This window comes from Haloplanus sp. CK5-1 (genome assembly GCF_037201915.1).
GTDB lineage: Archaea > Halobacteriota > Halobacteria > Halobacteriales > Haloferacaceae > Haloplanus > Haloplanus salilacus.
The window spans coordinates 150198-169351 of record NZ_CP147505.1; the positions used below are offsets into that span (position 1 = coordinate 150198).

The 19154-nt window shown below is 61.4% G+C and carries 26 protein-coding genes and 2 pseudogenes; 21 read left to right on the plus strand and 7 right to left on the minus strand.

Annotated features, from left to right (window positions below; translation table 11 throughout):
* Positions 1-34 precede the first annotated feature (34 nt).
* The 7 genes and pseudogenes from NBT81_RS00795 to NBT81_RS00830 all read left to right on the plus strand — a co-directional run bounded on the left by NBT81_RS00795 (position 35) and on the right by NBT81_RS00830 (position 4489).
* Positions 35-637 (plus strand): hypothetical protein, encoded by a 603-nt coding sequence (locus NBT81_RS00795; protein WP_338740346.1) that lies wholly within the window; start codon positions 35-37, stop codon positions 635-637.
* Positions 615-878, plus strand: a complete 264-nt coding sequence (locus NBT81_RS00800) for a hypothetical protein (RefSeq protein WP_338740348.1) — start codon at positions 615-617, stop codon at positions 876-878. The genes NBT81_RS00795 and NBT81_RS00800 overlap by 23 nt, the downstream gene beginning before the upstream one ends.
* A 308-nt stretch (positions 879-1186) precedes the next feature.
* Positions 1187-1408 (plus strand): UPF0175 family protein, encoded by a 222-nt coding sequence (locus tag NBT81_RS00805; RefSeq protein WP_338740350.1) that lies wholly within the window; start codon positions 1187-1189, stop codon positions 1406-1408.
* Entirely contained in the window at positions 1409-1939 is a 531-nt protein-coding gene (locus NBT81_RS00810) for a hypothetical protein (protein WP_338740351.1), read from the plus strand.
* 22 nt (positions 1940-1961) lie between these two features.
* Positions 1962-2761 (plus strand): annotated as a pseudogene (locus NBT81_RS17260) (SWIM zinc finger family protein).
* Between the two features lie 205 nt (positions 2762-2966).
* Positions 2967-4313, plus strand: a complete 1347-nt coding sequence (locus NBT81_RS00825; protein ID WP_338740353.1) for a site-specific integrase — start codon at positions 2967-2969, stop codon at positions 4311-4313.
* A 14-nt stretch (positions 4314-4327) separates the two neighbouring features.
* A complete protein-coding gene (locus tag NBT81_RS00830; RefSeq protein WP_338740354.1) occupies positions 4328-4489 on the plus strand; it encodes a hypothetical protein in 162 nt (53 codons plus the stop codon).
* Here NBT81_RS00830 and NBT81_RS00835 read toward each other — a convergent pair.
* The 3 genes from NBT81_RS00835 to NBT81_RS00845 form a co-directional block, all read right to left on the minus strand.
* On the minus strand, positions 4480-5118 hold the full coding sequence (locus NBT81_RS00835) for a hypothetical protein (protein ID WP_338740356.1): 639 nt from the start codon (positions 5116-5118) through the stop codon (positions 4480-4482). The two genes, NBT81_RS00830 and NBT81_RS00835, sit on opposite strands and share 10 nt — an antisense overlap.
* Before the next feature lie 1000 nt (positions 5119-6118).
* On the minus strand, positions 6119-6673 hold the full coding sequence (locus tag NBT81_RS00840; protein ID WP_338740358.1) for a hypothetical protein: 555 nt from the start codon (positions 6671-6673) through the stop codon (positions 6119-6121).
* Positions 6670-7131: a hypothetical protein gene (locus tag NBT81_RS00845; protein WP_338740360.1), complete on the minus strand. Its 462-nt coding sequence runs from the start codon at positions 7129-7131 to the stop codon at positions 6670-6672. Before NBT81_RS00845 ends, NBT81_RS00840 begins: the two co-directional genes overlap by 4 nt.
* A gap of 258 nt (positions 7132-7389) precedes the next feature.
* Here NBT81_RS00845 and NBT81_RS00850 point away from each other — a divergent pair, with 258 nt between their 5' ends.
* Positions 7390-7653: a PhiH1 repressor gene (locus NBT81_RS00850; protein ID WP_338740361.1), complete on the plus strand. Its 264-nt coding sequence runs from the start codon at positions 7390-7392 to the stop codon at positions 7651-7653.
* A gap of 161 nt (positions 7654-7814) precedes the next feature.
* Here the strand turns inward: NBT81_RS00850 and NBT81_RS00855 are convergent, their stop codons facing one another.
* The 3 genes and pseudogenes from NBT81_RS00855 to NBT81_RS17265 form a co-directional block, all read right to left on the minus strand.
* Positions 7815-8888, minus strand: coding sequence for a Cdc6/Cdc18 family protein (locus tag NBT81_RS00855; protein WP_338740362.1), 1074 nt, complete (start codon positions 8886-8888; stop codon positions 7815-7817).
* Between the two features lie 427 nt (positions 8889-9315).
* A complete protein-coding gene (gene csg / locus NBT81_RS00860) occupies positions 9316-11799 on the minus strand; it encodes an HVO_2072 family ArtA-dependent S-layer glycoprotein (RefSeq protein ID WP_338740363.1) in 2484 nt (827 codons plus the stop codon).
* Positions 11800-12165: 366 nt separating this feature from the next.
* Positions 12166-12279 (minus strand): annotated as a pseudogene (locus NBT81_RS17265) (surface glycoprotein); the annotation flags it as partial.
* Between the two features lie 522 nt (positions 12280-12801).
* Here NBT81_RS17265 and NBT81_RS00865 point away from each other — a divergent pair.
* On the plus strand, positions 12802-13002 hold the full coding sequence (locus tag NBT81_RS00865; RefSeq protein ID WP_338740365.1) for a hypothetical protein: 201 nt from the start codon (positions 12802-12804) through the stop codon (positions 13000-13002).
* An 80-nt stretch (positions 13003-13082) separates the two neighbouring features.
* On the opposite strand, the gene NBT81_RS00870 is transcribed toward NBT81_RS00865, so the two are convergent.
* Positions 13083-13274, minus strand: coding sequence for a hypothetical protein (locus NBT81_RS00870; RefSeq protein ID WP_338740366.1), 192 nt, complete (start codon positions 13272-13274; stop codon positions 13083-13085).
* A 199-nt stretch (positions 13275-13473) separates the two neighbouring features.
* Here NBT81_RS00870 and NBT81_RS00875 point away from each other — a divergent pair, with 199 nt between their 5' ends.
* The 12 genes from NBT81_RS00875 to NBT81_RS00930 all read left to right on the plus strand — a co-directional run bounded on the left by NBT81_RS00875 (position 13474) and on the right by NBT81_RS00930 (position 19154).
* Positions 13474-13674, plus strand: a complete 201-nt coding sequence (locus NBT81_RS00875) for a hypothetical protein (RefSeq protein WP_338738562.1) — start codon at positions 13474-13476, stop codon at positions 13672-13674.
* Positions 13675-14017: 343 nt separating this feature from the next.
* Positions 14018-14245 carry a hypothetical protein gene (locus NBT81_RS00880; RefSeq protein ID WP_338740367.1) on the plus strand — a complete coding sequence of 76 codons (228 nt, stop codon included), beginning with the start codon at positions 14018-14020 and terminating at the stop codon, positions 14243-14245.
* Positions 14242-14400, plus strand: coding sequence for a hypothetical protein (locus tag NBT81_RS00885; protein WP_338740369.1), 159 nt, complete (start codon positions 14242-14244; stop codon positions 14398-14400). Before NBT81_RS00880 ends, NBT81_RS00885 begins: the two co-directional genes overlap by 4 nt.
* Positions 14397-14960, plus strand: a complete 564-nt coding sequence (locus NBT81_RS00890) for a hypothetical protein (RefSeq protein ID WP_338740370.1) — start codon at positions 14397-14399, stop codon at positions 14958-14960. The genes NBT81_RS00885 and NBT81_RS00890 overlap by 4 nt, the downstream gene beginning before the upstream one ends.
* Positions 14957-15103, plus strand: coding sequence for a hypothetical protein (locus tag NBT81_RS00895; protein ID WP_338740373.1), 147 nt, complete (start codon positions 14957-14959; stop codon positions 15101-15103). The genes NBT81_RS00890 and NBT81_RS00895 overlap by 4 nt, the downstream gene beginning before the upstream one ends.
* Positions 15100-16602, plus strand: a complete 1503-nt coding sequence (locus NBT81_RS00900; protein ID WP_338740375.1) for a hypothetical protein — start codon at positions 15100-15102, stop codon at positions 16600-16602. The genes NBT81_RS00895 and NBT81_RS00900 overlap by 4 nt, the downstream gene beginning before the upstream one ends.
* 3 nt (positions 16603-16605) lie before the next feature.
* Positions 16606-17055: a hypothetical protein gene (locus NBT81_RS00905; RefSeq protein WP_338740377.1), complete on the plus strand. Its 450-nt coding sequence runs from the start codon at positions 16606-16608 to the stop codon at positions 17053-17055.
* A gap of 90 nt (positions 17056-17145) precedes the next feature.
* A complete protein-coding gene (locus NBT81_RS00910; protein ID WP_338740379.1) occupies positions 17146-17508 on the plus strand; it encodes a hypothetical protein in 363 nt (120 codons plus the stop codon).
* Entirely contained in the window at positions 17501-18046 is a 546-nt protein-coding gene (locus NBT81_RS00915) for a hypothetical protein (protein ID WP_338740381.1), read from the plus strand. Before NBT81_RS00910 ends, NBT81_RS00915 begins: the two co-directional genes overlap by 8 nt.
* Positions 18046-18360 (plus strand): hypothetical protein, encoded by a 315-nt coding sequence (locus tag NBT81_RS00920; protein ID WP_338740382.1) that lies wholly within the window; start codon positions 18046-18048, stop codon positions 18358-18360. Before NBT81_RS00915 ends, NBT81_RS00920 begins: the two co-directional genes overlap by 1 nt.
* Before the next feature lie 64 nt (positions 18361-18424).
* Positions 18425-18904 (plus strand): hypothetical protein, encoded by a 480-nt coding sequence (locus NBT81_RS00925; RefSeq protein ID WP_338740383.1) that lies wholly within the window; start codon positions 18425-18427, stop codon positions 18902-18904.
* Positions 18894-19154: a hypothetical protein gene (locus NBT81_RS00930; RefSeq protein WP_338740385.1), complete on the plus strand. Its 261-nt coding sequence runs from the start codon at positions 18894-18896 to the stop codon at positions 19152-19154. Before NBT81_RS00925 ends, NBT81_RS00930 begins: the two co-directional genes overlap by 11 nt.

Below are 19154 nucleotides of genomic sequence, written 5' to 3' on the forward strand. Positions count from 1 at the left end.
GGCAATTTATGCTCCCACCTGAAAACGAACCTCTATGGGCGGTATCGAGCTACGGAACGGAACACTCATCGTCGAGCGTGAGCCAAATCGGCTCGACGGGTTGGCGATTGGGTTCTCCGAGATTCTCGGTCACTTTGACATCGAGCACGTTTACATCGCGGGATACGTTTCCATCCTCGCTGGTCGGGCGCGCTCTACCGAAGACGTCGACGTCCTCATCGAACGGATCGACGAGGAGACCGCAGACGAACTCGCAGAGGCGCTTGACGAGAACGGGTTCTGGGGACCGGCAATGCCACTCACATCGATGTACGAGATGCTCGACGACGGAGATAACATCTGGGTCGCGCCAACGGATCAGATCACGCCGCACCTCGAAGTCAAGTTCGCGCGCGACGAGTTCGACCGCGCGTCCCTCGAAAACGCTACAACGGCCCGAATCGGTGGAAAGACGATTCCGATAGGCCCCTTAGAGCTCCAGATCGCATACAAACTCTACCTCGGCGCGCAGAAGGACGTCGAGGATGCGGTCCACCTCTACGCCCTTTTCGAGGAAAGTCTTAGTGTCCCCCGCCTCGAAGAGTGGGTAACGCGACTCGACGTCGAAGCCGAATATGAGCGACTCAAACGCGCATGAGCGCCTGGATGCGAAGCACGAACGCAACCGTGAGCAGCGCATCGAAGGTGTCAAGCGCTGGGTCGAATACATCGAGTCCGAACCCCCTGAGACGTGGGGACCACAGCAGAACGCAGTCGTCAACGACCAGCTCGATGCGGCCCAAAGCGTCCAGACGTCGGTAGCCCACCAGCAGCACGTAACGGATGTAGCGGCGGAGATCCTCGAAGCGAGCGACGAGTCCGACGACGATTCGGAGTAGTCGCTCCCCTCGTGGGAAATTCCTCTCGATAACCGTACATAGTGCCTCGAAATAAGAGGAGTCGCCAAGACGTAGTCGCTCGGGCTGTAGGGAAAAGTGTGAGAGCCAAGGGCCCGAGTTATAGCAGCGTTTCAAGTATGATACTCGATCACCGAACGTGAGCTATCGAAATACTACAACGTGGAACGACTGGAAATCCATATTTCGTCCCAAACTGCCACGGAAGACGACGAGAATGACCAGTTCGGTTCAGTGATAGTACAGCCCACGATAGATTATTAGACCCATAGTTCCGACGTATGTGTACGATGGCGTCTACCAGCAGCGAGCCGACCGACGAGTTGGCAACTGCCGTCGGCCGGTACGTACTCGGTGAACTTTCGCTCGGTCGCGCCGCTGAAGAGGCGGATATGTCTCGCTGGGAGTTCGAAGAAGTGCTGGAAAACGCCGGCTTCACGTCGCTATACGGCCCGCGCACGGACGACGACCTGCAGCGGGAACTCGACGTGGCGCGCGATATCGACGAGTAGATGGCGGGCAGATACCCGCAACCGATTTTTATTGACGCGACCGTCCTCAGCAATTACGCCAGCACGGACTCGATCGGGTTTCTCGTCTCAATACTCGAATCACCCGTGGTCGTCCCGGCAGTCCGAAACGAGATCGAACGGGGCCACCGGTTCGGACACGACTACCTCGCTACAGCCGTCGAAGCGTTCGACGACGGACTCCAGATCGGCGACATTCCATCAGAAACAGCGGCCGGGCAACTTCGGGATCGACTCGATCCCGGTGAAGCGGACGCGTTGCGCGGAGCCGTCGAGCGCGATGGAACACTCGCTACCGATGATCTCGCGGCTCGTCGCCTCGCCGACGAATTGGGAATCCCGGTCACGGGTTCTATCGGGTTACTCGTGGTCGGTATCGAACGCGGGCGCATCGACAGAGAAACGGCAGACGAATGGCTGGAGACGTGGCGCAACGAGCGCGGATACTACGCGCCCGTCGAGAGTGTTGGTGAACTCCTGGACGAAGAAGAGCGTGGGGAGAACGACGGGTGACCGAGCGCAGTCTATCACAGACATGGAACTCGACGAATCGACCATCCGGGACCACTGTACCGACGCAGTATTCGAACGTGGACAAAACTACCGCGACGAGGGACGCATTCGACAACTCGACCGGTTCGACGACCTGGTGACTGCGACTGTCAGCGGTTCGAAGCTGTACGACGTGACTATCGAGTTCGGTGGGCGGAGTATCGACACGCAGTGTACCTGTCCGTACAATGGGAGTGGCGACTGCAAGCACGTCGTCGCAGTGTTACTGGATATCGCGGCCGACGTGCCACAGGACGAGAGCGAGCGCGTCGAGACAGTCTTAGACGACGTGTCGGCCGACGACTTCGTGGATTCGTCCATAATGCACTCGCCGAACACGCGGAGTTGCGCGAGCAGTTTCTCGCTCAGTTCGGCGACGACCACAAGTCGGTCGAAGCGTACCGCGAGAGGATCGAGGAGTTGTTCGACCAGCACACCGAGGACTATCCAGTCGTCACGGAAGCCATTGACTTTTCTCACTTCTTCGAATCAGCCGAGCAGTACCGTGAGCGCGAGCGCTACCGGGCGGCTGTGACCGTCTACCGTGCGCTGTTCGAGAGAATCGACGACAACCACGGCCGCATCGACGCCGCATACGATCACTACGCCAAGGCCTCGCAGTCTGCGCTCGATAGGTACGTCGACTGCGTGCTCGCGGCCGACCCAAGCGACGGCGAATTCGAACAATACGCAGGCGCACTCGAAGCACAGGCGATGTCCGAACCGCGGATCAACGAGGAGCAGTTCCGACGTGCGCTCAACGCTCTCGAAGAGCGGCGATGACGGTGACTTTCTCAGTCAAGATACGACAACACGAGCGAATCCGGCTGGACAACCCACTCGAGTAGGATTGTCGCATTCCTGATATTCCGATGGGAAAAGAGGGACGTGCCAAGACAATGTCGTCTTGGGCAGTAGGGAAAAGTGTGAGAGCCAAGGGCCGGAAGTGAGCCGAAGGCTCATATGCCAATAGTGAGAGGCTCCGAGCATGGGCGATACCGACCCGCGACAGCTCGTCGACGATCTCCGGACGCGACTTCGGGGCAATGCTGAAGAACCGCCGGAGGTCCCGTTCGAGGCCGACCGTCGCCACCTCCTCAAGATGAGCGACAACATGCGGCTCATGCAGTCCGAAATCGGTGACCATCGGCAACTGAAACTCCTCCGGCACGTCCGACGTATGGCAATCGTCCCGGAGTGGCCAACCGTCGAGGACTTCGAGGACAACGATGAAGCGGCAACTGCCGGCATCAGTGACATCGACGACGTCGAGGAGCTCCTGAACGAGCACGGATACCTCGGACTCACTCTCGAGTACCGTGCAGCTGCCGACGCCCTCGTCCGCTGGATTCACAGCGAGTACGAAAACGAACACACGAACCAAGACTACCGAACGGCCTTGCGGTCGTTCGGCCGCTACAGACTGAAGCGTGACGAACCCCCCGACAGTCTCGCTTGGATCCCGACGACCACCAGCAACGACTTCGACCCCGTTCCCTCCGAACGCGATCTCCTCAGGTGGGAGGACGACGTCGTCCCGATGATCGAGGCGTGTCACAACCCTCGCGACAAGGCGCTGATCGCCGTCCAGTTCGAGGCAGGCTGTCGGAGTGGCGAACTCTTCGATATCCGCGTCGGCGACGTGTTCGACGGCGAGTACACGACGAGTCTCCACGTCGACGGGAAGCGTGGCGAACGCTCGATTGCCCTGGTGATCTCGCTGCCCTACCTCCAGGACTGGATCACCGACGACCGCTGCCCGGAGGAAGGCGACGCATTCCTGTGGTCGAAGCTGAACAAATCCGAACGGGCCTCGTACCGGACGTGGCGCGACTACTTTGAGAACGCCGCTGAACGCGCCGGCGTCACAAAGGCGGTTACACCCACTAATTTCCGGAAATCGAACACCCGATGGCTCGTCCTCCAAGGGTACAGCCAGGCGAGGATCGAAGACCGTCAAGGGCGGAAACGCGGCTCCGATCACACACGCCGTTACATGGCTCGTTTCGGCGAAGAGAGCCAAGAACGTGCGTACGCCCGCCTCCACGGCCTTGATGTCGAACCCGAAGACGACGCCGGCGACATCAGTCCGATCGAGTGTCCACGTTGCCAGCGGGAGACACCGCGGGACAAAGAGCAGTGCATGTGGTGTAACTTCGCTCTCTCCGAGGACGCGGTCGGCGCTGCCAAGACCCGTCAAGAACTCGGCCTCCAGGCCGTCGGCCAGCTCGTCAACGAGGAAGGCCTCTCCCCGGCAGAGGCGGCAGAAGCCATTCAGCGAACCGTCGACGAACGCGTCCAGGCAGCACTCTCGGATCACGAAGAACCCTCCTGAGCCTGATCCAAGATGTGGAGGATCTGTTCGGCATCCTCCGAAAGGACACCTACGTCAAGTTCTGCGAGCGCTTCAATCGCTTCGCGATGCTCGCCAAGTTCCTCCTGAATTACCGTCTCCGGATCCTCACGCGGCGGTGGGCTATCGAAATCGCCATCAGTTGTACTCATAGCTGATCACTCCGGTTCTCGCTGCGGTCTGGACACGAGGGCCGACACGTCGGGTAGCCACACGAGGGACAGAGCGTTCCGGCGCTGACTTGCCGAACAAAGTGGATGTGCTTGCAGGATTCGCCTGCTGGACCCGCGCGATACTGGTAATCACCGCACTCGCAGGTGGCGTCACGGAGATCGACGCAGTACGTGGTGTCCGAGCGCAAGTTCCGGACCTTGAAACGAGCCGGTTCAGTTCGTATAGCAGTCAGTGGTTCATAGCGGGCGCGTCGTGCCCGCTCGATGGTCGATGACTGGGAGATCATCCCACCGTCGGCCAGCACCGTCGTCGACTGCTCCGGAGCCACCCGCTCGGGATCCATCAGCCGCGACCACGGGATGCGAGCAACATCGTCGAGCCCATCCTTGGTCCATGTCTCGATCACCGCGTCGACGGTCGACGCCGGGATGAGTCGACGGGCGAGCCACTGGCCGACGTCGACGAGACAGTCGTTCTCCCAGACCAGTGACTCAGGATCGTACACGAGGATGACGTACTCGCCATCGCGCTCGAGGAGCCACTCGTGAGCGTAGCGGCGGACCTGAATCCGACCACGTCGTGACGTCTCCTGATCAGCGGTCCGATAGGCCACCGCCTTGACTTCGAATGGCGTCCCCGCAGGGACGATTTGGCCGGCTGTGTCACCTCTCAGGGGACGCAGGAACACCCCGTCAAGGCAGTTCTGTGCCGGTACGTCCTCAGATCGATCAGGAACGAGACCGACACGATCGCCGAGCCACGTTGATGCACGACATTCACCGAGATGGCCGATGTCGCTGTTCACGCCGCGAGGCTGCGTGCGACTCATCGGTCGGACCCTCCATCGGCTTGAAGCCGTGCTGCTGGTATCTCAGTCGGAGTTGAGATGCTGTCGACGACGACATCATGCTCGAAGGCAGTCCGGTGGATATCCCGCGCTCGATGCAGGCGATCACGAGCGTCTGATCCGGTCGACACTGCTTCGAAGGGGCAGTCACGGCAGACGAGACGGTACGTCGAGCACTCGTCCAGCCCTCTCTCTGAGGCGACACGTGCGTAGTTGGGCGTCGACGAAGCCCACTCTCCGACTGGTGTCTCGTCCCGGACGATCTCCAAGAGGTCGAGACGGGCGACCTGTGACCACTGATCGAGTGCTCGAACTGCCTGTCGAGCTCGTCGTTCAGCTTCGATGTGACCGATATCTCCACCATCAGTACGGAGGTCAGTCTCGTCGGCGTCACTGAGTGTCTTCGCGAGTCCATTCAGACCAGACGGGCCCACGCGCTCGCGCTCAACAGGCGAATCGAAGCGAGACCCACACGCCCGGCACCGATACTGTTCATCACCGACCGCCGTCGACGCAGGATGCTCGGGAGCACGGCGGCGGATGCGTGGATCACTACAGTCCGGACACACCTGCATACGGTCGCGATCGTCGGTGTCGACGGTCCCACCGTCCGGGAGGAGCTCCGGGTCCTTCTCATCCTCATCCTCATCCTCGTCGTGATCCATTTCCATTTGCTTTCGAGCGCGGGCACGCTCTTCGGCGCGCTCTTCGATTTCACACTGGCGACAGAGGCGTCGCGACGTCGGCGCACTGCAGAGACGGCACGTCATAGCTGCACCCCCGATTCGCAGCCGACTGCATCCAGGTCGACGCGTTCCTCGAGGTCGATCGCCGCGTCCTCAACGCAGCCGGTGATACTCCGTTGGCTCCGCCTGCCGCCCGAGCCGCCGTCCGGGTGCCCGGCCATCTCGACGGCAACGAGCTTGTCGAGCGTCCGAGTGAGCTCGATGAGTGCCGCGTTCTGGATACGCATCTGCTCTGCGACGTCCTCGAGAGCGTCGGCCTGCCGCTCCATCGCGTTCAGTTCCTCGAAGCCGCCGTCGGTGACGACTGCCGTTACCGCACGTCCGCAGTCAGGGCACCGGCGTTGTCCGGCGTCGTCGACGTTGCACCGCTCGACCTCGCCGCACTCGTCACACTCGTAGATGGTGACACCACCGTCTGTTCGGAGGTCGTCACGCCGGCAACCGTCACACTGCTCGTTTCGCGTCGCGACGGTGTTGCTACACTCCATCGTCGCACACTTATTGAGACCGCCGTCGGTCAGCAGCGACGGGTCAAGGCTGCCATCGATGCGGGGATCATTTGAGTCGGACATCATTCGACACCTCCAGCAGCTCCACCCTCATCGACGACGACCGGTACCTCACGCACGCCGCCATCAGTAGAGGCATCCGCGTCGACGACGCGCAGCCCGGCTTGGTCGGCGAGCCACTGGATGCGGTCGCGCAGGCAGGCCTGCCCGGCTCCAGTCAGGGCATACTCGTGGGTACGCCCGTCGTGTTGGGTTCGTTCGAGGATGCCCGCATCGACGAGGCCGTCTAAGTTCTGGTAGATGCGAGCCCCCGGAAGTTCCTCATCGAAGTAGAGCTGCAGGTAGGTTTTGATTGCCGCACCCGACGTGACCGTATCCGTCGCCTGCAGGTGGGCGATCGCGGCCAGCTGATCGAGCTGGAAGCGGGTGACCGTAGTTGCGTGAACGTCGTCGCGACGCTCTGTCGGTGCGTCTGCGTCCGTTGGGGCCGTATTATTATTGCCCCCGGTGTTCTGGTCTGGCATGGGTCGTTTGAAACCTCCTGTTGGGGAGAGTAGACCCAGCCCGTCGTGCTGCAACACGGCGGGCATCTTCTGCCCACAAGGCCGGGTCATCCCACCCATATCTGGCTACACACTAATACTTTTCCCGCTACTAACCGGATTTAGTGGGGTTAGTAGCCTTATAATTAAGTGTGAGTAGCCGGAAGAGTCAGTCATATCGGTGTTACTATGAGTATATCTCCCCGAAAACGGGATGGAATGCGTCGAGACGCAGACTGGATGCGGCAACCAACGGACGACCGTATCTTGGAGGTACTGCGCGAAGAGGGAAACATGACTCCTCGGGCAGTGTCTAAGGAGGGGGAAGTCGCACGCGTAGATGTTTCCCGCGATTATGCTGGTGACCGTCTCCGTGAGCTCCGACGCTACGGTTTGATCGAGCGTGTTGACCGGGGGCTCTATCGCCTCACAGACAACGGTGAGGCCTATCTCGACGAGGAACTCGACGCCAGCGAGCTTGAGCCGGTTGACGATCTCAAGTAGCACTTCTATACTCGCTGAAGCCGCACCAGGACATCATCAACCCAGTCGGGCAGGTCGATATCGGCCAAGTCATCGTTACGGTCCCACGAGGTGACGACATCGGGATCGTGTCCTTCTCGGACATACTCAACAGTGGGCAGGGACCCACCAAGTAACGGGGGTTACCTTCCGAGGGGGGTCAGTGGGATATCGAACTCAGAGGCGATCGAGGCATCGATCACCCGATACATCCGCGAGTTGTCCTCGTGCTCGGTCCAGTCGATGAGATCGTATTCGCGGAGTTTATCCAATTTCGTTCGCCGAGCTCTGCGAGAGATGGGGTGTTGGGGGCGATTCTTCGCGTACGCATGCTCTTGGATCGCCTCATACGAGTCGTGTAGCTTGCTGCTTTCGAGCGTGTCATGCGCGCGAATTAGTTCGTAGAGGACGTGGTGATGATATGGGAGCGACCGAAGGTTCGACTCCCGAATCTCGGTCTGTGCACGGGCTCGGCCGTCGGTGATATCTCGATCAGTGATCGCGTCGTGATCCTGATTTTCGGCGATCTTCGCGGCCCAGCGAAGCGTTTGGATCCCCCGACGAGCGACTCCGGCGACAATATTCCCGATCGTAACCAGTTGCTCTCGCGAGACGGCACCGGATTCAAGGCCGAACTCGGCACGCGGTTCGAGGATATCCGCCAGTTCAGTGGCCGTGTACCGAGTAAGCCGGATGTGATGATCGCCGTCGAATCGAGACCGATAGCGCGAGTCAACTCGAGCAAACCAGTCATCAGCATCGTGTGCGATGACGATCGTCGCTACTTCAGGGACCCCGGCAAGCATATCGAGGGCATCGGTCTCTGGAACGTCGTCGGCTTCGTCGATAATCAGAAGGTAGGGATCATCGACGAGCTCCTGGAGGATCTGTGGGAGATCAGCTGTCGGCGTTCCACGATGGACAGTCGTTCCACTTGGGTGGTCGTTGATCGCTTCTCGAAGGAGATCACCACAGGTCATTCCAAGCGCGCGGATGTGCGTCGTCGCAACCGCGGTTGGCTGTTGAGGATTATCAAGTAGAAATCGGGCCAGCACGGTCTTCCCGACGCCACTCGGGCCAGTGATAAGCGCGTCCTCCGGGTAGTGCCCACTCACGGCTGGTTTGAGGATACGCGAGAGCTGTGAGGTCTCACTATCACGGTGGAGGAGCTCTCGAGGGAGCCGTGTTTCGTGGAACACCTCCGGATCAGTGATCATAGACGACTCTGCACAGACCTGATACAAATAATGGGGGTTCAGTTCCGAGTCCCCCTCGAAACACAACACAGGAGTGCGTTTATCAACAGGTGCCGATTGCAGACCCTCATGGACGGGACAGAACCATGGCACCTCTATTCAACTGAAGGAGCAGCGACCCATCTGAAACGGCCCGATAGCGACGAGACGTACTGTGGTGACGCGCTCAAGACGTATCGCCCACAGGGAACGGTTACAGATCCAAGTGCGTTCTACCTTCAGGATCAGTTCTGTACGGACTGTCTATACCAAGTTCTTGGCAAACACGCGACAGCAGTACTGGACAAGATCGCGGACTCAGACGAATAGCGACAGGTGTCACTCCGTACGTAGCGTCGATAAAAGAAACCGCGTCGGGTGACCGCTACCGGCGGTCAGTCGTGGTTCCTTATTCGTCGCGCCGGGTGGCCAGCAGTGCCGCCGCCAGCAGCGCGATGACTGCGATGACTGCACCGAAGCCCGGCCCGCCGCCCTCCGTGGGCGTCGCCGTGTCGGTCGGTTCCGGCGTGTCCGTTGCCGTCGGCTCGGGCGTGTCCGTTGCCGTCGGTTCCGGCGTGTCCGTTGCCGTCGGTTCCGGCGTGTCCGTCGGTTCCGGCGTCGCAGTCTGGCGGTTCTGGACGATCTCTACGCTTTCGACGTCCTCGTTGAAGGCGTCGTCAGCCACGAGTTCGTACGTGCCAGTCTGGACGTCGTCGAGTTCGAGCGAGACCATGTACTGTCCGTCGTAGCCCCACTCGTCGGTCGTGCTCAGCGCGACCGAGTCGCCCTCGTCGGTGCTGAGCTCGACGGTGATCGAGTTGTCGTCCGGTCGCAGGTTGGTCGTCCCCGCGACGACCATCGTGTCGTCGACGGCGATCGGGTTGACGCCCGAGGCTTCAGCGCCCTCGGGGTAGACGCTCTGGATCGAGGTCGACGATTCCGCGAAGCGGAACTGCGCGTTGACGATCCGGTCGTCGCTCGCGACCGCTTCGACCGTCTGGTCGAGGAAGCGAGCGCGCATCTGGTCGCCCGTCAGACCCGAGCCAGACAGGTTGTCCTCGACGAAGTCCGCGAGGTTGCCGCTCGGGAGTTCGCCGTCGCCGTAGTCGCCGTCACGACCCGACGTCAGGATGTGAACGCTGGCCTGACCCGTCGCGAAGCCGTCGGGGCCGACGACGTTGACTTCGTCCTCTTCGAACGTGTTGTCATCGTCGACCGAGATGGTCTCGTGGTTCGCGTTCCCGCGGTTGTCGAAGAACACCACGTCGACGTCCTGGTTACCCAGGGCGGTCCCCGAGATGTTCACGTCACCGTCTTCTTCGGCCACTTGGCCGCCGACGGTCTTGACGTTCGCGCTCAGCTCAGTGTCGACCACGCGGAGCGACGACTGGCTGCTCGTGCCCGTGTTGAACTCCGAGACCGGCACGGAGCTCTGGACGTTGTTGCTGCCACCCACGTCGGCCGTGTCGATCACGCCGAGTCGGTAGCTCCCGGGCAGCGAGAGGATGTTGTTGCCCGGCTCGTCGTCACCCTGCGAGAGGATGACGTCTTCCTTTTCGAACGTGTCGTCGGCGTCGACGCCGATCTCGCCGTCGGTGCCACTGCTGTCACCGTTCAGGTCGATCAGCTTGTATTCGCCGTCGCGGCGGATGTACAGCGACACGTCGTCGATGCCTTCCGAGGCGGTCCCGTTGACGTCGATTTCGCTGCCGACAACGTAGGTGTTGTCGGGCGTGTTGAGGGAGACGCTACCCTCTTCGACGGTCAGCGAGGGGTCGTCCTCGGAGCTGGCCGGGAGGTTCGGCACTTCGTCACCGGCCGCGTAGAGGTCGAGGTCGACGTCGGTCGTGTCGAGGTTCGTCGTGTCGACCTGTCCGCGCGCGATACCGGTGTCGTCGTCGATGGTCAGGTTCGCGTACGCGTAGTTGACGTCCGAGACGTCTGCACCGGACGGAAGAGGGTCACCGCTCTGGTAGACTTCCGTGTCGTTGACGACAACGCCGACGGAGTCCGTGTCGCCGACCTGACCGAAGACGCGCCGTGCGTCGCCGATCGTGACGCCGTCACGGAGGTCGTCGGAGTCGATGGTGACGACGTGGTCCTGGCCCGCGTTCGAGCCGCGGACCGAGAAGGTCACGTCGTTCCCGCGCGTGACCGAGTCTTCGTCCAGGTCGAGCGTGACGTCGTCGTCACCGGTGACGGTGACGGTCGTCGACTCGACGGCCTGACCGAAGTCGAGGTCGTCGGAGCCGGCGACCTCGATGGTGTAGGTACCCGTCCCGAGGTCGGTGAAGTCGAGTTCCCAGCCGACGTCACCGTCGGTGCCGATACCCGACTTGATCGCGTTACCGGTCGCGTCGCGGTCGGAGATAGCGTCACCAGTGACATCGAGGCCGCCCTCGTTCTCGACGGTGAGTTCGAGGTCCTCGGCCTGCTCGTAGTTGTACGAGGCGTTGACCGAGAGGTCACCCGAGCCGCTCACGTCCGTTTCGCCTTCGGGGACGGAGCCGCCCGCGATGTCCTCGTCCTGACTGTTCAGGACTTCGAGGTCGTCGACCTGCGGTCGCAGGAGAGTCACACCAATGCCTGGTGTAGTGCCACGGAACTCGTTGGTCGGACCGTCGATGTCGTACTGGCCCGTAGCCCGATCCTGATCGATCGGGACGGTCAGCGTCTGACCTTCGGCGTCTCCGGTGACACCAGTCAGGGAGCTCACATCGTCGCCGTCCGTGGCGACGAACGTGATGCCTTCCTCACCCTGGAAGACGGTCGCGCCGTCGTAGACGTCACCGCCACCGCTACCGGGGTCGGCGCGGGTGGTGATGTCCGAGACGGTCACACTTGCGAAGGCAGTGGAACCAAGCTCGTAGGTTGCGTCGTCGTTGTCGTCCACTGCAGCCGAGAGGTCGTAGGTGCCACTCGAAGCAGTGCTCCAGTCGATGGTAACGTCGGCAGTGACAGTAACGTCCGTGTCACCGCTGGTACCATCTTGTTGAGCGCCAGGTACAGTGACAGTAAACACACCGTCAGAGGTGGCAGCGTCACTGGTAGTAAGGGAAACACCTGACGAATTCTCTGCCGAGAGGGCAGAGACTCCGCTGATTGAACCAGCACCCGAACTCAGTTGGATCGGGTTACCTGCGCCGTCGGCAGTAACATTTGTAACCGTAAACTGTACCGTATGCGTTGTACTCGCTTGCCCAGCAACAGCGGGGTCCACCGAACCGTTGGTGATCCCGTCTGCTGGGGCCGCTGCAGCCGTTCCCGAGAGCGCCACGGTGCCAGCGAAGACGCTGAACACCATGAGCGCCGCGAGAATGACTGCGCGGGCTTTGTCGTTATAGTCTGTCATGTTTTGCGTTGTTGTCTGCATCGGCAATCCAGAGTCATTCTTTCATGCCGGATTTGTGGTCTGGCACTGCGCCAACCACGGGTAGGGGTACTCAAAGGATACCGTGGGTATATTAAATGTTTTGTGGTTGAACGCTGTGTATGGCGCATGTCAGACGCTCTCACGGAGGTATACGAATATGAGCCGTTCCACCAGACATAGGCAGATACGTTATGAAGACACCCGTCGTCAGGGAAAAATAGGATACCAATGACAGAGTCCACTCTTGATCGACGTTACCTTGCGATACTGTTCGATACTGTAGGTACCATCCGTGTGAAAATTAAACAACGAGACGACCGCGCAGTCGGATACTCGCTTCGACCGCAACTCCGAGTGGGACGGCCCAATTCGCGACGGTCAATCATTGACGCCCTCGCAACGTACTGTGAGGACAACGCAATTCACTACCGAATCGAAGAGCGGACGAGTCGGGACTCAGTACGGCTTGTTGTCTCGGGAATCTCGAATAGCAAGCAATTGCTGACTGCATTTCGGCCCGATATGATTCAACAAGCCGATGCCGTAGCGATCATGTTGGATGAGATTATCCCATCGCTTGAAGCTGGCAAGCAGGGCTCGAAAGAGGGCATGCTTGAGATTATGGGGTCTGTTGATCGGTTGCGAGCGACACTCCGCCACAAAGAAGATCGCAAATACGACAAGGCCTATTTTGAGTCCGAGTGGGCGGATGAGGTAGCGTAGTCAGCGCAGGCGACATTGTCAGCAGGGTGGCCCTCCGACGTACGTTCCGGCCAAATTTCAGGCCACCCGGGCCATCGTCCTCAAAGAACGCAGATCTCGAACTTCTCTTCGTCCTCGTCAAAATCGATCGCGACGTGATCGCCTTTCTCTGCCCCCAACTGTTCGAGATCGTCTCGAGGGAGTGAGACACCGAGGGTCCCACAACTGTTCAGGTCCTGCAGTTGGCGCGTGTCGCCACCATCTGAGAGTATCTCGATGAAAGTTTCGTCCATACAGATCTGATACTGTCCAATCTACATAATCTCTCCCCAGTGTGAACACCGTTCATACTGTGAAACCATAACAACTCTGATATGTTTTAACAAATAGTACTGAGCGTGTCATAGAAGAGTTCACATGGCTCGCTGAATCAGCTTAGACAAATTGAAACCGTCGTGCACTTGGTGCACGCTGTTCTTAGATGTTTTAGCTATGGCAAAAGAAAAGTTCGGAGTCGCTGTTGACGAGGAAATCGTGCGAGAAGTGGATGAACTGGTCGCTGAGTGTGACGACCTCGGAGCCAGCCGCTCCGAGACCGTCGAAGCCATCCTCACAGCGTTCGTTCACTCCGAGACGAACCACGCTGAACGGGTGCGAGAAATCATTATTCGGAGACGAAAGGGAAATCTCTGACTGGTTTTGAACTCCGTGCACTGAGTGCACGTACTTCTAAGCTAATAACCCACTATAATAGTAATCAAACTGACTATAGTGTGTGAAGAGTTCTATGACACGCTCAATAGTACTCGGAATATTGGCTCATCGGGCCGCTGCCGGGCCCGAGTACCCCTACCCGCTCGGGAGGGAAGACAGGTGATTTCGGACGAACTCGCCCCAAAAGGGCACGACGGGAGGGTCGCCCGATGAGCAGCGGCGACTGGGAGAGCTACCAGCATCACGACGCTGGCAAGCAGGCCCACGAAGGCCGGCTCAGAACTGCACTCCGGCGGATCAGCGAGCGAGTGCGGGGTGATAGATGAGCAGTAGCTATCGCCACACGGTCTTCAGCGCCGCGAAAGAGCGCTGGCCGCTGGGCAGCCTCGGCACCGGCTTGCTGGGGGTCTACGTCGCGATCATCCCGGCGGTCGGACTCGCGCCGGCCGGCGACCTCCTGATCGTCGTGCTCGCGTCACTGTTGGTGATCGCGAGCACGCATCTCGCGCGGGCCGAAGGCCGGCGCGCGTACCTGGAGGCCGAGCGATGACGCGGCGTAACGGCGAGGTAGCGGTCAAGCGGGACGGCCACGTGCACGCAGTCGCCGCGCCGGAACTCTCCGGGCCGATCAACGTCGACGTCGACGCACTGCTGTTGCGGAAACGGGGCGGTTGGGGCACCCGGCTCGAGGAGGTCCCAGAGTGATCGTCAGCGCATCGGTGTTCCTTGGAGCTCTCGTCGCCGGAATGGCGCTCAAGATGCGCCTGTCTTCACCTATCGATCGGGTGTTCGATTTCATAGACAGAGCGTTCACGGCGCGCTATCCAGCTTGGGGTGGCTTGACCGCCTTCAGCACGCTGGCGTTCCTGTGGATGGGAGTTTACGTGCTCCCTCCAGATGGCGGGGGCGCTGTCATCGATCTGCTGTGGATCGTGATGTTGGTAGCGATCCCACTGGCCGCCTACGGCGCATCCTCTGCGTTCGTCGAGATCGGAGTCGGCTGGGTCAGGCAAACCGGGATGTCGGTCTGCGGGGCGTACCTGAGCCTCGTTGCCCACGTCGCTTGGGTGTTCAACGCGGGTTGGACGCCGTCGTTGACTGATCCCGCAAGTCGGCAACTCATCCTCGATTCGGGTGCCTTCGTGTGGTATAGTCTCGCGCTCGCCTTCGCCTCGATCGTCGTGGTCGCCGGCGGTGGCGGAGCGCTTGACCGCGCGGTCACCGCCTTTCAGCGCGCAACGGGCCGCCAGGAGGCTGTGCCGTGACCGGGCCGACCGGCATCGCCGTCTCGGACGCGTTCGCGGACTACCTCGAGGACCTCCGCCGGACGGTCCACTTCCCGCGCTGTGCATCGCTCAGACAGAATAGGGGCACGCCCAGCCCGAACCCGGGCTTCAGACTTTCATGAACACTACGAAACTCAAAGCAGTGCTGTTCGCCGCCATCATGGTCACGTCCGTGTTCGCGGGCGTGATGGGTGCGGCGACGGCCCAAAGCGACACACCGGACGCACCGGGCGTCCAGACTGAAGGTACCGTCACGATCGACTCTCACAACACGACCTGGGACTCCCCACTCCACTACGAGAACGATAACGGGGAGGTCGTCGCACTTGACGGCCACGTCAACGCCTCGCAGGACAACCCCTATCGGTTCGACGTCTCGCACGTCGAGTTCGGGGACGCCGACGAGTTCCCGCACAGTGATGCGGACATCTCGTGGTACAACGAGTCCCGATGGACGGTCGGCGGATCGGCCTCCGCGAAGGGCTCGGTCGCCGAGACGACCACCGAGGGTACGCCCGCTCTCGAGGTCGCGACCGACGACTCGATGACCTCGGGCGACACCGTCCAGGTCACGTTCGACGACGTCGACATCAGCAGCGACGTCCAAAAGAAGCACCTCGCAACGGCGCTGAACGTGCCGGCGCTCGACTCGGGCGCTGAAGTGCAGATCCGCGCCGAGGAAGCGGACGGCGACTACGTGCGCGCTGTGATCAACTCCTCCGCATCGGGCGAGGACACGATCGCGAACTCGACGGGCGACGGCCGGCTCTACCAGCGTCAGATGGGTCAGATGACGGTTTACGGCACTGGTGACGGCACGCTCTCGAACATCGACTCGGTGACCGTCCAGATCACCGACGCCGACGCGACTGTCGAGATGACGATGCTGAATCTCGACAAGATGGGGACGTACACCTACGGTGAGACTCGCGAGGACACCGACGACGATGATGAACTCGAGACGACCCAGATCACCGAGCGCAAGGACGCGGGCGCGGTCGAAGTCCACTCGCTCGACACGCTGGGCGACTCGATCCGCGGCTCGAGCGGCGCGACGGTCCACGGCCTCACGATGGACGTCATCAAAGAGGTCGAGGACGTCGACCCGGACGACATCGAGTACAACCTAACGGAGACCGACGACCGACCGGGCTACCACGGCACGGCGACGCTGTGGATCCCGACCGGCGTCGAGTCCGCGTACGAACTCGGCTGGACGGGCCTCTCGACGACGGCCGAGCAGGCCTACCTCGAGGACCGCTACCTCGCCGTCGAGTACGCTGAGGGTGTCGGTGACACGAACCCGCAGGACGTCGGCTCCTGGACGGATCAGACTGGCATGTTCAGCGAAGAGGGCACGGTCCACTCGATCGACGACACGATCCAGCCGGGCCAGACCAACTACGTGCGCGTCTCGCTACGGCTCCAAGAGAGCGAGTTCAACACGCTCCGGAACACGCTGGAGTCGCTCGGAGAGGACGTTGAGGGCGGCGTCGGCATGGGGCCCGGTAGCGGAGGCGGCGGTCCGATCAGCTTCGTCCAGGGCGTCTTCGGTTCGATCGTCGCAGTCGTGGCCGGACTGTTCGCCAAGGCTCGAGGCTGGATTCCGGGGATGGGGTAACGGATGTCCGCCTCTGGCCCCGGAAAGTGGTCGAGCCGCCTTGAGAAGATCGCCAACATCGAGGGCGGCTCGTTGACCAACGTCGTGCCCAAGGCGGCGCTGCTGCCGATCATCGCGGCGCTGGCGTCGCTCGCAGACTTGGTCGGGGCGGTGCTCGGCATCCCGATCAACATCGCGAGTGCGTTCGGCGAGGGCTTGGCGTCGGTCGCAACCGCGCTGACCGGCGGGTCCGGGCAGATCCTCCAGGCAGGAGCGACCGAGAGCGCAGAGAGTCTCACCTCTGGCGTGTGGGCGCAGTTCGGCCCGTTCACGTTCCCGCTCGCGGTCGGAATCATCGCAGTGACAGCCTACATCTTCGCTCAGGGCCGGTCCCAGGAGGAGACGGGGAACTTCTTCTGGTTTATCCCCGACTTGCCCGGCCCCCTCGGGGCGGAAGAGGAGGACGAGGATTGAGATGGAGTCGTCCTCGCGCGGCCTTCGTGGGGGTAACCTGCGTACCTCGAAGGGCGACGAGCGACGGCTGCACCGATGGAGGCGCGCGTGATGAGCAGCAACGAGGGCGCTGTGACAGACTCAGAGTCACTGACGACGAACAACGGCACCTGGATCAACTGGGGCCGGCTCGTGACGGTCGCGATCGGGTTCCTGTCGACTGTGTGGTACTCCAACATCGCGCAAGTAGTCGGTTCGGTAATCGCGGTGCCGGTCAACCTCGCTCGATCGATTGGAGACCAGGCCGGACGCGTTACCGAGCAGTTCGTCTCGACGATTCCAGTTGGGTTGCGAGCCTCGTTCCAGCCGGCCGCGGATACGATCGGTTCGTTGGGCGCATTCGCACTGCCGGCGGCGGTCTTGGTTGTCACGCTGGTCGCGTACGTCGTCGCACGGGGGTTAAACGATGGCTGAGGACGGTGGTGGTGGCGGCTTCTCTCGCGATGACCTCGAGTCGTTGCTTCCGGATTTCATCTTCTACGATTCGGTGGCACGACTTGGCGAGCAGGTCAGAAACGCCGGCGGCCCGGTCCGCTGGGTCCGCCAGCGGATCGTCGAGTACGTCCTCGGCGCCGTGGCGGCGCTCATCTTCGGCGTCGCCGATGTCATCGACCAAATGTGGGGAATCGTCATCATGGCGATCGATCAGGCCGGCGCCGCAGTCCCTCAGAGCGTCCAGTCAGCCGGCACCGGTCTCGTTGTGGTCATCGGCGACTTCCACACTGCAGTCGTGGGCGTCGCGACGGTCGCCGGTCCAGCGAGCCCGATCATCGTGGTCGGCATCTACGCCGTCACGTTGTCGCTCGTCTTCATCGCTCTTCGAGCGGCGGCCCCTGCACTCACGGACCTCTTGGGATCGGTCCCGGTCATCGGGAGCGTCCTTGACGCGCTGCTCACGTTCGCGATCCAACTGTCCGACCGCGTGGTCGCGTTCCTCGGAGGTGACGGATAATGGCTGAACTGTCGCTGCGAGAGGTCGTCGGCCATCCCGCCTCGAAGGCAACAGCGGTGGTCGGACTCCTCGGTGGGTTGCTCAACCTGCCGGTCCTGGGAGCGATCTGGGCCGGCCTGTGGACGCAACTCCCGACGGTGTTCACGGTCACGAGCATTTTCGGGTTCACGGTCGCGCCGGAGTTGAGCTTCATCCCGACCCAAACGGCGAAGGTCGTCGCGCTGCTGGTCGCTGGGCTGTACGTCCTCAAAAAGCTCCTCGACGTGCTTCGCGGCGTGCGAACACGCATCAACGACGCGGGTTCAAACACATGACACAGAGACACATCCGACTGAATCGAGTCGAATCGACTGCTGACCACTTTGCGAGGGGCGGCCGATGATGGGCGTGTCGCTCCAGCCGCTCCAGGCGGGCACGGCGATCGCCCCCATCGCGGAGTACTGGACGTACGCCGTCGGCTTCCTCGTGTTCGGTATGCTGATGTACTGGACGTTCGACGAGCGAGATCAGACTGAATCGATCGCCGAGACGGTCGAGGCGGTCGGCGAGCGCTCCCGCACCGCGACTGGCGGCCTCGTCGGCGCGCTGGGCTCGCTCGTCGTCGTCATCGTCTCGATCGGCATCACGATCGGCCAGGAACTCGTGATGAGTTTGAACGAGATCGCGCCGTTCATCATGGAGGCCCCGGCGATCACGGGCCAGATCATCATCGCGGGACTGGCACTACTGAACTTGGAGGGCTACGTCCCGCTGGAACCGTGGCAAGCGGGCACGATCTTCCTCGGCATCGTCCTGGTCACGTCGCTCTGGAAGTACACGTCGGTCCTCGAGCAGGAGCGTGGTTCGAGTGTCCTCTGACTCGGATCGTGAGACTCGGTCCGTGCCGGCCGACTGGCGGCGGTCCGCGTGGGGGCTGTTCTTGGCTCTCCTCGGGGCGTCGTTCGTCGTCGTGACGGTGCCGGTGCTGACGCCGACGGCAGCGCAGCTGATCGGCGGTGGGTTGCTGATCGGCCTCGGGATGGGCCTGACGGACCACGTCATCGAGCGCGAACACGAACGACTGGCGACTCGCATCCGCAACTGGATCAAGCACGATTCGAGGGCGTAA

Coding starts and splice junctions, on each gene's coding strand:
- NBT81_RS00850 (WP_338740361.1), top strand. CDS start 7,390: ATGCGGCAACCAACGGACGACCGTATCTTGGAGGTACTGCGCGAAGAG.
- NBT81_RS00795 (WP_338740346.1), top strand. CDS start 35: ATGGGCGGTATCGAGCTACGGAACGGAACACTCATCGTCGAGCGTGAG.
- NBT81_RS00885 (WP_338740369.1), top strand. CDS start 14,242: ATGACGCGGCGTAACGGCGAGGTAGCGGTCAAGCGGGACGGCCACGTG.
- NBT81_RS00880 (WP_338740367.1), top strand. CDS start 14,018: ATGAGCAGTAGCTATCGCCACACGGTCTTCAGCGCCGCGAAAGAGCGC.
- NBT81_RS00915 (WP_338740381.1), top strand. CDS start 17,501: ATGGCTGAGGACGGTGGTGGTGGCGGCTTCTCTCGCGATGACCTCGAG.
- NBT81_RS00840 (WP_338740358.1), bottom strand. CDS start 6,673: ATGATGTCCGACTCAAATGATCCCCGCATCGATGGCAGCCTTGACCCG.
- NBT81_RS00800 (WP_338740348.1), top strand. CDS start 615: ATGAGCGACTCAAACGCGCATGAGCGCCTGGATGCGAAGCACGAACGC.
- NBT81_RS00855 (WP_338740362.1), bottom strand. CDS start 8,888: ATGATCACTGATCCGGAGGTGTTCCACGAAACACGGCTCCCTCGAGAG.
- NBT81_RS00875 (WP_338738562.1), top strand. CDS start 13,474: ATGGCAAAAGAAAAGTTCGGAGTCGCTGTTGACGAGGAAATCGTGCGA.
- NBT81_RS00805 (WP_338740350.1), top strand. CDS start 1,187: ATGGCGTCTACCAGCAGCGAGCCGACCGACGAGTTGGCAACTGCCGTC.
- NBT81_RS00865 (WP_338740365.1), top strand. CDS start 12,802: ATGATTCAACAAGCCGATGCCGTAGCGATCATGTTGGATGAGATTATC.
- NBT81_RS00900 (WP_338740375.1), top strand. CDS start 15,100: ATGAACACTACGAAACTCAAAGCAGTGCTGTTCGCCGCCATCATGGTC.
- NBT81_RS00905 (WP_338740377.1), top strand. CDS start 16,606: ATGTCCGCCTCTGGCCCCGGAAAGTGGTCGAGCCGCCTTGAGAAGATC.
- NBT81_RS00845 (WP_338740360.1), bottom strand. CDS start 7,131: ATGCCAGACCAGAACACCGGGGGCAATAATAATACGGCCCCAACGGAC.
- NBT81_RS00870 (WP_338740366.1), bottom strand. CDS start 13,274: ATGGACGAAACTTTCATCGAGATACTCTCAGATGGTGGCGACACGCGC.
- NBT81_RS00825 (WP_338740353.1), top strand. CDS start 2,967: ATGGGCGATACCGACCCGCGACAGCTCGTCGACGATCTCCGGACGCGA.
- NBT81_RS00925 (WP_338740383.1), top strand. CDS start 18,425: ATGATGGGCGTGTCGCTCCAGCCGCTCCAGGCGGGCACGGCGATCGCC.
- NBT81_RS00910 (WP_338740379.1), top strand. CDS start 17,146: ATGAGCAGCAACGAGGGCGCTGTGACAGACTCAGAGTCACTGACGACG.
- NBT81_RS00810 (WP_338740351.1), top strand. CDS start 1,409: ATGGCGGGCAGATACCCGCAACCGATTTTTATTGACGCGACCGTCCTC.
- NBT81_RS00920 (WP_338740382.1), top strand. CDS start 18,046: ATGGCTGAACTGTCGCTGCGAGAGGTCGTCGGCCATCCCGCCTCGAAG.